The sequence below is a fragment of the Inquilinus sp. genome (genome assembly GCF_039594555.1).
GTDB lineage: Bacteria > Pseudomonadota > Alphaproteobacteria > DSM-16000 > Inquilinaceae > Inquilinus.
On record NZ_JBCNNF010000192.1, the window covers coordinates 1 to 12,866 of the forward strand.

General features: G+C 69.0%; 14 protein-coding genes. 11 read left to right on the forward strand and 3 right to left on the reverse strand.

Annotated elements, in window-relative coordinates; genetic code table 11:
- Window positions 1-274: 274 nt before the first annotated feature.
- Window positions 275-1,315: an SPFH domain-containing protein gene (locus ABDW35_RS20165; RefSeq protein ID WP_343715672.1), complete on the reverse strand. Its 1,041-nt coding sequence runs from the start codon at window positions 1,313-1,315 to the stop codon at window positions 275-277.
- 183 nt (window positions 1,316-1,498) lie between these two features.
- Window positions 1,499-3,100, reverse strand: coding sequence for a peptide ABC transporter substrate-binding protein (locus ABDW35_RS20170; RefSeq protein WP_343715673.1), 1,602 nt, complete (start codon window positions 3,098-3,100; stop codon window positions 1,499-1,501).
- 190 nt (window positions 3,101-3,290) lie between these two features.
- On the opposite strand from ABDW35_RS20170, the gene ABDW35_RS20175 reads away from it, so the two are divergent.
- Window positions 3,291-4,496: a CaiB/BaiF CoA-transferase family protein gene (locus tag ABDW35_RS20175; RefSeq protein ID WP_343715674.1), complete on the forward strand. Its 1,206-nt coding sequence runs from the start codon at window positions 3,291-3,293 to the stop codon at window positions 4,494-4,496.
- A 115-nt stretch (window positions 4,497-4,611) separates the two neighbouring features.
- Window positions 4,612-5,124 (forward strand): hypothetical protein, encoded by a 513-nt coding sequence (locus ABDW35_RS20180; RefSeq protein ID WP_343715675.1) that lies wholly within the window; start codon window positions 4,612-4,614, stop codon window positions 5,122-5,124.
- 106 nt (window positions 5,125-5,230) lie between these two features.
- Here ABDW35_RS20180 and ABDW35_RS20185 read toward each other — a convergent pair whose 3' ends face one another.
- Entirely contained in the window at window positions 5,231-5,524 is a 294-nt protein-coding gene (locus ABDW35_RS20185) for a hypothetical protein (RefSeq protein ID WP_343715676.1), read from the reverse strand.
- Window positions 5,525-5,835: 311 nt separating this feature from the next.
- On the opposite strand from ABDW35_RS20185, the gene ABDW35_RS20190 reads away from it, so the two are divergent.
- The 9 genes from ABDW35_RS20190 to topA form a co-directional block, all read left to right on the forward strand.
- The gene (locus tag ABDW35_RS20190) at window positions 5,836-6,363 is read left to right on the forward strand and encodes a DUF2975 domain-containing protein (protein ID WP_343715677.1); all 528 of its coding nucleotides are present in this window, start codon (window positions 5,836-5,838) and stop codon (window positions 6,361-6,363) included.
- A gap of 4 nt (window positions 6,364-6,367) precedes the next feature.
- Window positions 6,368-6,604 carry a helix-turn-helix transcriptional regulator gene (locus ABDW35_RS20195; protein WP_034837186.1) on the forward strand — a complete coding sequence of 79 codons (237 nt, stop codon included), beginning with the start codon at window positions 6,368-6,370 and terminating at the stop codon, window positions 6,602-6,604.
- Between the two features lie 59 nt (window positions 6,605-6,663).
- The gene (locus ABDW35_RS20200) at window positions 6,664-7,461 is read left to right on the forward strand and encodes a MipA/OmpV family protein (protein WP_343715678.1); all 798 of its coding nucleotides are present in this window, start codon (window positions 6,664-6,666) and stop codon (window positions 7,459-7,461) included.
- Between the two features lie 233 nt (window positions 7,462-7,694).
- Window positions 7,695-7,889, forward strand: coding sequence for a hypothetical protein (locus tag ABDW35_RS20205; RefSeq protein ID WP_343715679.1), 195 nt, complete (start codon window positions 7,695-7,697; stop codon window positions 7,887-7,889).
- Between the two features lie 52 nt (window positions 7,890-7,941).
- Entirely contained in the window at window positions 7,942-8,124 is a 183-nt protein-coding gene (locus tag ABDW35_RS20210; RefSeq protein ID WP_343715680.1) for a DUF6726 family protein, read from the forward strand.
- A gap of 256 nt (window positions 8,125-8,380) precedes the next feature.
- Window positions 8,381-9,619 carry an MFS transporter gene (locus ABDW35_RS20215; RefSeq protein WP_343715681.1) on the forward strand — a complete coding sequence of 413 codons (1,239 nt, stop codon included), beginning with the start codon at window positions 8,381-8,383 and terminating at the stop codon, window positions 9,617-9,619.
- A 63-nt stretch (window positions 9,620-9,682) separates the two neighbouring features.
- The gene (gene plsY, locus ABDW35_RS20220; protein ID WP_343715682.1) at window positions 9,683-10,333 is read left to right on the forward strand and encodes a glycerol-3-phosphate 1-O-acyltransferase PlsY; all 651 of its coding nucleotides are present in this window, start codon (window positions 9,683-9,685) and stop codon (window positions 10,331-10,333) included.
- Window positions 10,334-10,532: 199 nt separating this feature from the next.
- On the forward strand, window positions 10,533-11,672 hold the full coding sequence (gene dprA / locus ABDW35_RS20225; protein ID WP_343715683.1) for a DNA-processing protein DprA: 1,140 nt from the start codon (window positions 10,533-10,535) through the stop codon (window positions 11,670-11,672).
- 73 nt (window positions 11,673-11,745) lie between these two features.
- Window positions 11,746-12,866 (forward strand): type I DNA topoisomerase (gene topA, locus ABDW35_RS20230; protein WP_343715684.1); only part of this gene is annotated, 1,121 nt, incomplete at its 3' end.

A 12,866-nucleotide genomic window follows, 5' to 3' on the forward strand; every position in this document is an offset into this window, starting at 1 on the left:
CCTGGAACGGCATCGGCAAAGCCCCCCTTTGCCGTCCAGGAAACCTGTCAACGATGTATCCGGTCCATTCTGTCCACTATCTAACCGGTTCGGACCATTTAGTCCCCCCTCCCCTCGCGGGAGGGGGTTAGGGGGAGGGGGTTTTCGATGCCGAGGACGAGCCGATCCAGCCTCTGACTGCGAAGCCTGTATTTTGCCCACGCGCGCAGACGCGCGCAGTCCCCTCCCCCTACCCCCTCCCGCAAGGGGAGGGGGGACTAAATAAGGAGACCGCTCACTCTGCCGGGGTCTGCACAGCCGCCGCCGGCCGCATCGCCTCGGCCGGCAGCACCACGACCGGGGCCGCGCCGGACCCGGCCGCCCCGCCGCCGAGCTGGACGTTGGGGACCGCGCCGGTCCAGTTCTTCGTCGCCTCGGCCCGCAGGATCTCGGCATAGGCCTCGGCCGACCCGGCCGCCTTCGCCTTGGTCGAGATCACCTCCGCCTCCGCCGCGCCGACCTCGCGCTTGGCGCCGGCCTCGGCCTCGGCGCGCTTGGCGACGTCATAGGCCGCGGCGTCGGCCGCCAGGCGCACCGACTGGGCCTGCGCCTCGGCCTGGGCGATGGCCACGCGCTTCTGGCCATCCGCCGTCGCCGCGGCGGCGTCAGCCTCGCCCTTGGCGACGGCCACGGCCTGCTCGGCCTCGGTCTGCTTCACCTTCAGGATGTTGATCGCCGCGAGCTGCTGGTTGCGGGTCTGCACCGTGACCTGGATGTTCCGCTCGAAATTCTCGTCATACTTGATCTGGGTGATCTGGATGTCCTCGACCTTGACGCCGAACATGTCGGCGGCCTGGGCCTGGATCGCCGATAGGATCGAGCTTTCCAGCCCCTTCTTCTTGTCGGCGATCTCCAGCGCGTTGACCTGGCCGAAGACGTCGAGCGTGCGGCTCTGCACGAAGGGGATCACCTTCTCGCTGACCGTGCCGCCGCCCATGTCGCCGACCTGGAACAGCGCCTTGAGCGGGTCGGAGAAATGGTAGGTCAGGCTCATGTCGATCGACACGAACTGGTTGTCGATCGTCTTCACATGGATTTCCGGGATCGGGATCTTCTCGATCGAGGTGCGGATGGTGTGGACCGAGTCGACGACCGGCAGCTTGAAATGCAGGCCCGGCTGCACCGGCTGGTCGCTGACCAGCCTGCCGAAGCGCAGCACCGCGCCGACCTCGTTCTGGTTGACCGTGAAATAGGACGACATCACCAGGATGACCGCGATCGCCAGCACGACGACGAGGGTGACGTTCGACCTAAGTTTCGCGAGCAGGGGGTTCATGGCAGCTCCGATGTCCGGACGCCGCCGTTCCGACTCGTTGCGGTCGGATGCCGCAGCGGCGCCCGGCCCGGAGACTAGGGGCCGCACTGGGACAAAATCATGGCGCCCGCGAGGATTCCCGTGTCGGGATCGGGCGAAACGAAAAGGGCCCCGCCGAGGCGGGGCCCGATCGGTGGCCGCTGATCAGCGCTCGACCGTCAGCCAGCGGCTGAGATGGTTGTCGAGGACGTTGTCCTGCCACCCCTTCACCGCCGGCGAGAGCATGCGCTTGCTGGTGTAGACATAGATCGGGATGATCGGCTGGTCGGCCAGGAACATCTGCTCGCCCTTGGCCAGGATCTCGCCGCGCTTGCCGAGATCGGCCTCCGCCGCCGCATCATCCATCAGCTTGTCATAGCCCGGTTCGGCATAGCCCGGATAGTTCTGCTCGCCCGCCGTGCTGCGGAACAGGTCGAGGAAGTTGCTGGGATCGTCGAAATCGCCGATCCAGGAGGTGCGGCTGAAGTCCTTGTATTCCTTCTTCCGCAGCGAGCTCTGCAGCGTGCCCCATTCGACATTGGTCTGCGTCACCTGCACCCCGAGCTTCTGCTTCCACATGGCGCCGATGGCGACGGCGATCTTCTTGTGGCTTTCCGAGGTGTTGTAGGTGATGTCGACGGCCAGCGGCTTGTCTGGGCCGTAGCCGGCCTTGGCGAACAGCTCCTTGGCCTCGGCGTCGCGCTGGGCCTGGGTCTCTCCCGCCTCCTTCGGCGTCCAGGCGGCGAAGTTGCTCATCCCCGGCGGCACGAAGGTGTAGGCCGGCAGTTCCCCGCCCTGGGTGATCTTGTTCACCAGCACGTCGCGGTCGATCGCCAGCGACAGGGCGCGGCGCAGCTCCGGATGGCTCTTCCAGGGCTCATGCGTCAGGTTGATCGCATAGTAGTAGGTGCCGACATAGGGCGCGATCCGCACCTGGTCCGGCACGGTCTGCTTCAGCTCGGGGATCTGCTGGCCCGGGATGGTGTAGGTGTAGTCCAGCTCGCCCGCCTTGAAGCGCTGCAGCTCGGCGTCGACATCCTCGGTCACGAAGTAGCGGACGGTGTCGATCTTGACGCTGGCGGCATCGTGGAAGCTGGGGTTCTTCACCAGCTTCACATGCGACTGCGGCACCGCCTCGGCCAGCATGTAGGCGCCGTTCGACACCAGATTGCCCGGCTTGAGGTAGTCGTCGCCGAACTTCTCGACATTGGCGCGGCTGAGCGGGAAGGTCGAATGATGGGTCAGGGTCGACAGGAAGTACGGCGTCGGCCCGACCAGCGAGACCTCGAAGGTGCGGTCGTCCACCGCCTTGACCCCGAGCGCGTCGGCCGGCTTCTGGCCCAGGCGGATCTCCTTGGCATTGACCACCCGGTCGATGAAATAGCCGTAGGGGCTGGCCGTCTTCGGATCGAGGAGCCGTTTCCAGGCGAAGACGAAATCGCCCGCCGTCACCGGCGTGCCGTCGGACCATTTGCCATCGGCGCGCAGCTTGAAGGTGTAGGTCTTGCCGTCGTCGGAGACCGTCCAGCTCTCGGCCGCGCCGGGGATCGGCTGCGCCTTGGCGTCCTGGGTCAGCAGGCCCTCGAACAGGTCGTTCTGGATGTTCGCCTCGGCCACGCCGGACGATTTCTGGATGTCGAGCGTCTCCGGCTCCGAGCTGTTGCCGACATTCAGCACCATCTCGGCCAGCGCGGCCGACGCCGTCCCGCCCAGCAGCGCCGCCGCCAGCAGGCTGCGGACGAGAACCCTGGAGAAGCCTTGCATCATCGTTTATGTCCCCTGTTGGACTGACGCCTTTTTCGGGCGCCAAGGCTATGGCCTAGACCACTCCCCCGTCCCTGCCAAAAAGAAGGAAGGTCTTAACCTGGGGTCATGGTCCGCCGGCCCGCGCCGGGCGCCGATTGCGGCACCGCCGCGCCTGGGCTAACCAGGACGGAGCAAGGAGGAGTTCCCGAGAATGACCGACAGCCCCGCCGGCGCCCTGGCCGGCCTCAAGGTGCTCGACCTGACCCGCGTGCTGGCCGGCCCCAGCGCCACCCAGATCCTGGGCGACCTCGGCGCCGACGTGGTCAAGGTGGAGCGGCCGGGCGTCGGCGACGACACGCGGAAATGGGGCCCGCCCTTCCTCAAGGATGCCGACGGCGCCGACACCAGCGAGAGCGCCTATTACCTCAGCGCCAACCGCAACAAGCGGTCGATCGCCATCGACTTCACCCAGGGCGAGGGCCGCGCCCTGCTGCGCCGGCTGGTGGCGCAGGCCGACGTGCTGGTCGAGAACTACAAGCTGGGCGACCTGGCCCGCTACGGCTTCGGCTATGACGACCTGAAGGAGGAGTTCCCGGGGCTGATCTACTGCTCGATCACCGGCTTCGGCCAGACCGGGCCCTATGCGCCGCGCGCCGGCTACGACTATTTGGTCCAGGCCATGGGCGGGATCATGAGCCTGACCGGCCCGATCGAGGGCGAGCCGATGAAGGTCGGCGTCGCCATCGCCGACCTGATGACCGGCACCTACGCCACCATCGGCATCCTCGCCGCGCTCGACCACCGCCGCCGCACCGGGCGCGGCCAGATGGTCGACATGGCGCTGCTGGACACCCAGGTGGCCTGGCTGTCCAACGCCGGCCAGTACTACCTGACCTCGGGCGTGCCGACGCCACGCACCGGCAACGGCCACCCGACCATCGTGCCCTACCAGGCGTTCCGGGCCTCGGACGAGTACCTGATCCTGGCGGTCGGCAACGATTCGCAGTTCGCCAAGTTCTGCGAGGTCGCCGGCCGGCCGGAGCTGTCGTCCGATCCGCGCTTCGCCACCAACCAGGCCCGGGTGCGCAACCGCGAGGTGCTGGTGCCGATCGTCGCCGGGCTGATCGCGGAGAAGTCGCGCGGCTTCTGGCTGGAGGCGCTGGAGGCGCGGCAGGTGCCCTGCGGCCCGATCAACACCATCGACCAGGTCTTCGCCGACCCGCAGGTCGTGGCCCGCGGCATGCGGATCGAGATGCCGCATCCGCTGGCGCCGGAACCGGTCGCCCTGATCGGCAGCCCGATCCGGCTGTCGGAGACGCCGGTCACCTATCGCCACGCCCCGCCGGTGTGCGGCGCCGACGGCGATGCGGTGCTGCGCGACTGGCTCGGCGAACCGGAATCCGATTCCAGGCGTTAGTAAGGGAAAGCTGAGCCTGGCGTCACGCGCCGGCGAGGCGCACGCAACCCATGAGCGGGATGCGTGCGCCAGCAGTCCCGTCGTGCCTGGCGCCGAGAAGACGGAGTGTAGAGACATGGTCAAGACAGTCCATGCGGCGTCCGCCGCCGCCCTGGCTGCGTTGCTGGTCGCAGCGCCGGCCATGGCCCAGACCGTCATCGTGCCGTCACCGGCCCCCACGGTGGTCACGCCGGCGCCGGCCGTGCAGCCGGCACCGGTGGTCGTCGCCCCGCCGCCGGTGGCCGAGCCGGTAACAGCCTATCCGGTCGACCCGAACACCCGGGTGCAGCAGCCCTATGTCATGCAGGGCGGCGTGCAGCCCGTGAACCCGCCGGTGACGGCGATGCCGAGCGGGCCGGCCCCGGCCGATCCGCGCGAATACGCCACCGACACGCCGATCACCGTGACCGGCCATGTCGACGGCGTCACCCATCTGGGCGGCGTCACCTCGTTCCGGCTGCAGACGCCGACCGAGGCGTGGACCGTGGTGGTGCCGGGCGACACCGGCCGCATCGGCGGGTCCGCCACCGTGACCGGCTATCCGCATGTCGAGATACGGAACCAGCTGCTGGCCCAGACCATCCGCTGACGCGGTCGCCGCCCATCGCGACCAATGGCTGAACAAAAAAGAACCCCGGCGTCGAGGCCCGACGCCGGGGTTTCGTGAATGATCGCTGGAAGGGGGAGAGAAGCGATCAGTTCACGGGGTTGGACGACGGCGCGGCCGTCGTCGAGCTCGCCTTCCGGTGGGCATGCTTCTTGGCATGCTTGGCGGTGTGCGCACGATGATGCGCGTGATGGGTGGTCTTGTGGGCGGTCGCCGCCGGCGCGGCAGTGGTGTCCGCCGTGCCCGACGTCTGGGCAAAAGCCGCGACGGGCAAGGCGAGGGTCATGATGCCGGCGAGAAGAAGTTTACGCATAGTCGAGCGCTCCCGGGAGCCGTGTCTTAACGGCACATCCGACAGTGCCGCACGGCCAAAGAAGGCCATGAATCGGGGTCTCGCAGCATCTTAACTCTTGGTAAGGCGCCTAAACTCTTCGTAAACTTACAGCCCCGGCTGCATCGGTCCGGCGCGACCTTGCGGACCGGCCCACGGATGGTGATCGCCGCCGAGACGGCCGGGTTTGCGATCGATCCTTCGGACATACCGCACACTTTCGATGCCGACAGGCGAGGCGAAAGACTGAGCTGCCGCACGAGCTTCGCATATTCTCTTATCGAAATTCGATAAAGCCTTATTGACCATCGATAAGAGTCGCCGCATAGTCGCGTGGTGATTCGACTGGGTGAGTCCCGTTCATGAACCGCGTCGCGCGCCTCAGCAGCGTGCTCCGTCTGACTGTCACGGTCCTGGCCTGGCTCATCCTGCTGGCGACGATCCCGTTCCTGATCTGGGTCGTCCTGTACGGCAAGGCCGACCTGTCGGACGGGGTCAACGCCCCGGTATCGTCGCTGCCGCTGCTGCCGGTGGTGGTGTTCGTGGCGCTGTACGCGCTGCGGTCCCTGCTGATGGTGGTAGCGCTGTTTTCGCTGCGCCGGATCCTGATTCATTTCGGGCACGGCCAGTTCTTCACCCGGGATTGCGTCGTCTCGTTCCGGCAGATCGGCCTGCAGCTGGTCATGCTGGCCGCGGTCGACGTGCTGACCCCGATCATCACCGCCCTGGCGCTGTGGCTCACCGAGCCGCGCTTCGACGCGTCGGATATCTGGATCCTGTTGACCGATCTCCCCTTCATGCCGTTGGTGGGCGGCCTGTTCGCCCTGATCATGGCCCATGTCCTAGGACAGGCGGCCGATCTGGCCGAAGACGCAGCCCTGACGGTATAGCCGGATGCCCATCATCGTGCGCCTCGACGTTGTTCTGGCACAGCGGAAGATGAGCTTGACGGACCTGTCCAACGCGGTCGGGGTCAGCATTCCCAATCTGTCGATCCTGAAGACCGGCAAGGCCCGCGCGATCCGCTTCTCGACCCTGATGGCGCTGTGCCGGCACCTGGAGTGCCAGCCGGGCGACCTGCTCGAATACGTGCCCGGCCCCGGGGACGACGCCCCCGAGCCGCCCGACTAGACCATCCCGCCCGCGGGCGGATGTTTCCGAAGCCTACCGATCGACCCAGCGAGGATCCGATGATTTCCCGCAGCGCTTGCGCCTTGCCTGCCGCCGCCCTGCTCGCCTTCGGGCTGCCGCACGGCTCCGCCGGCGCCGAGCCCGATGCCGGCCTCGCCGGCTCCAGCTTCATCGTCGGCCTCGGGGCCGGCGCCGGCTTCGCCCCGACCTATGAGGGATCGAAGCGCTACGAGTTCGTGCCGGTTCCCGCGATCAGCCTGTCCTGGAACGACACGCTGGTGATCGACAACACCACCGCCCGGCTGACCGTGATCCGCACGCCCTGGCTGCAAGCCGGCCCGCTGGCCGCCTGGCGCCCGGGACGTCAGCAGGATGACGACCACCGGCTGAAGGGCCTGGGCGATGTCGACGATGCCTTCGACCTCGGCGCCTTCGCCCGAGTCGGGTTCGGCGGCTGGTCGGCCTCGGTCTCGGCCCGGCAGGACGTGATCGACAGCGGCGGCGCGCTGGTCAACCTCGAGACCGGATACGAGCTGCCGCTGTCGGATTCCTTCAGCCTGACCGTCGGCGCCGATGCGACCTGGGCCAGCGGCGACTACATGTCGGCCAATTTCGGCGTCACCCGCCACCAGGCCCGGCGCAGCAAATATGACGAGTTCGATGCCGGGGCCGGCTTCAAGAATGCCGGCCTGTCGCTGGGCGCCAGCTACGCCCTGAGCGAGCGTTGGTCGCTGAACGCCGTCACCGGCTACGAGCGGCTGCTGGGCGACGCCGCCCGCAGCCCGATCGTCAAGCAGGGCGGCACGGCGGACCAGGCCTATGGCTTCGTCACCATCACCTATCGCTTCGGCCTGTAGCGCCGGGGCCCAACCGGGGAGTGGGATGCGATGATTCTTCGAGCCTGCTTTATCCTGATGCGCAGCGTGGCCCGCGGCTTGGCCTGGGTGTCCGGCCGCCCCAGCCGCCAGGTCCGGGTGGTGCGCCTGCTGCCGCATGGCGCCCCACCCCGCCGCCGGCCGGCACCGGTGCTGCGCGTGATTCACGACTCGCGGCGGTCCGGTGCGCCCATATGGGCCGGGCGAGGCCGGAGATGACCGCCGCCATGCTCTGGCTCGGCAGCGTCCTGCTGTTCGCCGAACCCTATCTCTGGGTCGGCACCGTGCTCTGGCTCGGCGGCATCCTGCTGTTCGCCGCGCCCTATCTCTGGGCCTGCGCACTGTGCGTGGTCTCCCGGGACCGGCCTCCCGCGACCGAAGGCCCGGGCCCGCAGCCGCGACAGGAATGATACGATGACGGCACCGACGTCGTTTGCCCGCAAGCAGATGCAAGGACGAGAGATGATCATCCGCAATCGCCGCCGGCAGGCCCGCTGGCTGGTCCTGGCCGCGGCCGTCGCCCTGGCCGGCTGCGGCGTCGTCGCCGCGCCGTTCCGCGTCACCGGCGCCGTGGTCAAGGCCGTGCCGGTCGTCGGCCACCCGGTCGCCGCCCCGCTGGACGCCACCGGCGACGCCATCGACTGAGAGACCATTTGGAAATGCTACCGGCGCGGCCGTCTGACGGCGAGCTCGAGCGCTTCCGGTGCCCACGCAGCAAACGCGCGCTGCACTCCGGTTCTCGAACCCACCGCCAGCCGACTCGCGCCAGCGCATTTCCAAACGGTCTCTGAGAACCGGCCCGACTCGCCGGGCAGCCATCCCGGCGAGCCGGGTTCCGTGGACCGCCGGCACCGGCTATGGTCGGCGCCCTTCTGCACAGCGCCGCCGACCATAGCCGGTGATGACCGACGACGACTCTTCGACCGCCCCGTCCGGAAGCATCTTCCGCCATCGCGGCTTCGCCTATTACTGGACCGCCCGGCTGATCGCGACCTTCGCGGTGCAGTTCATCAGCGTCGCCGTTGGCTGGCAGGTCTATGACCTAACGCGCGACCCGTTCGATCTCGGCCTGGTCGGGCTGGTGCAGTTCCTGCCCTCGCTGGCGCTGGTGCTGGTCACCGGCGCCGCGGCGGACCGCTACAACCGGCGCAGGATCATGGCGGTCTGCATCGCCGCCGAGATCGTGTGTGCGCTCGGGCTGCTGGCCCTGACCATCGGCGGCGACCACCGGGTCTGGCCGATCTTCGTGGTCCTAGCCGGCCTCGGCATCGCCCGCGCCTTCCTGGGCCCCGCGGTGCAGTCGCTGCTGCCCAACCTGGTGCCGCCGGAAGAGCTGTCGACCGCGATCGCCTGGAACTCCTCCTCCTGGCAGATCGCCACGATCAGCGGCCCGGTGATCGGCGGCCTGCTCTACGGCGTGGCGGCGGAAGTGCCCTATGCCCTGGCCGCGGCGCTGATGGCGGCCTCGATTGGCCTCGTGGCGCTGATCCCCAAGCCAGCGCAGAAGACCGTGCCGGAGCCGGCGAGCTGGGAGGGCCTGGGCGCCGGCTTCCGCTATATCTGGGGCGAGAAGGTGGTGCTGGGCGCGATCTCGCTCGACCTCTTCGCGGTGTTGCTCGGCGGCGCCACGGCGCTGCTGCCGGCCTATGCCCGCGACATCCTCGATGTCGGCCCCTGGGGCCTGGGCCTGCTGCGCGCCGGCCCCGGCATCGGCGCGCTGGTGGTGGCGATCTGGCTGGCCCGCCGGCCGATCGAGGACCAGGCCGGGCTGATCATGTTCGCCTGCGTCGCCGGCTTCGGCGCCTTCACCTGCGTCTTCGGCGCCTCCACCCTGCCCTGGCTGTCGATCGTGGCGCTGGCCCTGATGGGCGCCTTCGACATGGTCAGCGTCTATATCCGCGAGACCCTGATCCAGCTGTGGACGCCGGATTCGCTGCGCGGCCGGGTGAATGCGGTGAACATGGTCTTCGTCGGCGCCTCGAACGAGCTCGGCGAGTTCCGCTCCGGCATCTCGGCCTCGCTGATCGGCGTGGTGCCGGCGGTGGTGGTCGGCGGCCTGGGTACCATGGCGGTGGCCGGGCTGTGGTCGGCCTGGTTCCCGCAGCTGCGCCGCATCCGCCACCTGAACCACGCCGCCTGAGATCGCCGTTCCCCCAGCCGGGAAAATCGCCATGATGGAGCCGGCGCAGGAACGGATTCGCTCATGTCCCCATTCGACCCCTCCACGACCTGGGCGCTCGCCGCCGCAGCGGTGCTGGGCTATCTGCTCGGCTCGATTCCGTTCGGGCTGGTTCTGACCCGCATCGCCGGCCTGGGCGACATCCGCAGCATCGGCTCCGGCAACATCGGCGCCACCAACGTGCTGCGCACCGGCCACAAGGGCCTGGCCCTGGCGACGCTGCTGCTGGACGGCGGCAAGGGCGCCGCCGCCGTGCTGGTCGCCGGCCTGTTCGACCCGCTGCTGGCGGTGCTGGCCGGCGGCGGTGCCATGCTGGGCCACATCTTCCCGGTCTGGCTCGGCTTCAAGGGCGGCAAGGGCGTGGCCACGGCACTGGGCACGCTGCTGGCGATCATGTGGCCGGTCGGCGTGCTGTGCTGCCTGATCTGGCTCGCGATGGCGGTCCTGTTCCGCTATTCGTCCCTGGCGTCGCTGACCTCGGTCGCCGCAGGGCCGGTGCTGGCCTTGGCCCTGTCGGGCGTCACGATCTTCGGTGCGGTCTGGACCGATCTACCCCGCGCCGCCCTGGCCCTGTTCATTGCCGTGCTGGTGTTCATCCGTCATGACGGCAACATCCGCCGCCTTCTGCGCGGCGAGGAGCCGAAGATCGGCCAAAAGAAAGCCGCGGCGGGCTGAGATGGGCGGCCTGGTTCGATCCCCTCTTTCCCGTGTCATTGCCGGGCTTAACCCGGCAATCCAGAGGCCACGAAGAGCTGCTCTTGAAAGCCCCTGAATCCTCGGGTCGAGCCCGAAGATGACAGCTTAAAGTTGGTCCGCCCGCTTCCGCATCAATTGCCGATTGACCCGGCCGCCGCCAAGCCCCGAAGCTGGCGGGATGACGATCCCCCGGCGCCCCCTGAGCGAAGCCGAACGGCTGGACTGGCTTCGCCTGGCCCGGACCGACGCCGTCGGACCGATCACCTTTCATCACCTGATCGCCCGCTACAGTTCCGCCGGCGCCGCCATCGAAGCGTTGCCGGAGCTATCGCGCCGCGGCGGTCGGCGGGTTGCGCTGAAGCCGCCTCCGGTGGCCGAGGCCAAGCTCGAGCTGGAGGCGCTGGCCAGGATCGGCGGCCGCCTGGTCGCCGCCTGCGAGCCGGATTATCCCGGCATCCTGGCGACGATCGAGGACGCGCCGCCGGTGCTGTCGCTGCTGGGCCGCGGCGATCTGGCCGCCCGGCCGATGGTCGGAATGGTAGGCGCCCGCAACGCCTCGCTGAACGGCCGCCGCTTCGCCCATGGCATGGCCCGCCAGCTGGGCGAGGCCGGCTTCACCGTCGTCTCCGGCTTCGCCCGCGGCATCGACACCGCGGCGCATGAGGGCGCCTTCGCCACGGGCACGCTGGCGGTGCTGGCCGGCGGCATCGATATCGTCTACCCGCCGGAGAATGCCGGGCTCTATGACCGCCTTGCCGAATCCGGGCTGGTGGTGGCGGAATGCGCCCTCGGCACACAGCCGACCGCCCGGCACTTCCCGCGCCGCAATCGCCTGATTTCCGGCCTATCGCTGGGCGTGGTCGTGGTCGAGGCGGCGCTGCGCTCCGGCTCGCTGATCACCGCCCGTATGGCGGCCGAGCAGGGCCGGCAGGTGCTGGCGGTGCCGGGATCGCCGCTCGACCCCCGTGCCCAGGGCTGCAACCGACTGATCCGCGGCGGCGCTACCCTGGTCGAATCGGCCGAGCATGTGGTCGAGGCGCTGGCGCCGCAGATTTCCAGCCCGTTGCTCCGTGAGCCGGCTCCACTGGCACCCCGCCCCTCCTCCACCCTGGTCCCGGAGGCAGGCGACGGGGCCGGGACCGACCGCGACCGGGCCATGGCCCGGGTGCTGGAGCTGCTGTCGCCGACGCCGACGGCGGTTGACGAACTGTTGCGCGATTGCCAATTGTCTCCGCCGGTGGTGCTGACCGTGCTGCTGGAACTCGAACTCGCCGGCCGGATCGAGCGCCAGCCCGGCAACCGGATCAGCCTTCTCTGACTCGCCGTTACTGGTGAGTCCGTTCCTGGCGCCGCCCCCCGGCGGTGCCGTCGTCAGAATTGAGTGTGGCGCTTTGGCAGACCAGACCCTCGTCATCGTCGAGTCGCCCGCGAAGGCCAAGACGATCAACAAGTATCTCGGCCGCGACTATACGGTGCTGGCCAGCTTCGGCCATGTCCGCGACCTGCCGGCCAAGGACGGCTCGGTCCGGCCGGAGGAAGACTTCGCCATGGACTGGGAGCTGGCCGACCGCGGCAAGTCCCGCATGGACGAGATCGCCCGCGCCGCCAAGGACGCCAACCGCGTGCTGCTGGCCACCGACCCGGATCGCGAGGGCGAGGCCATCTCCTGGCATGTGCAGCAGCTGCTGCGCGACCGCCGCGGGCTGAAGGACCTGGAGATCCGCCGGGTCACCTTCAACGAGATCACCAAGTCGGCCATCCTCGATGCCGTCGCCCATCCGCGCGACCTCGACCGCGAGCTGATCGAGGCCTATCTGGCCCGCCGGGCGCTGGACTACCTGGTCGGCTTCACCCTGTCGCCGGTGCTGTGGCGCAAGCTGCCGGGCTCCCGCTCCGCCGGCCGCGTCCAGTCGGTGGCGCTGCGGCTGATCTGCGAGCGCGAGCTGGAGATCGAGCGGTTCAAGCCGCGCGAGTTCTGGAGCATCGAGGCGGTGTTCCGCACGCCGAAGGGCGAGGAGTTCACCGCCCGGCTGACCCATCTGAACGGCCGCAAGCTCGACAAGTTCGACCTGCCGGACGAGGCCTCGGCCCGGGCCGCGGTGGCGGCGATCGACCCGCTGGCCTTCGCCGTGGTCTCGGTCGAGACCAAGCAGGTGCGGCGCCACCCGGCCCCGCCCTTCACCACCTCGACCCTGCAGCAGGAGGCGTCGCGCAAGCTGGGCATGAGCGCGACCCAGACCATGCGCACCGCCCAGCGCCTCTACGAGGGCGTCGATATCGGCGGCGAGACGGTCGGCCTGATCACCTATATGCGGACCGACGGCCTGACGCTGGCCGGCGAGGCCATCGCCCAGGCCCGCCAGGCGATCGGCAACCTGTACGGCCCGAACTATGTGCCGGGCCAGCCGCGGGTCTACAAATCGACCGCCAAGAACGCGCAGGAGGCGCATGAGGCGATCCGCCCGACCGACCTGCGCCGGCGGCCGGAGGACGTGTCGCGTTTCCTGTCGCG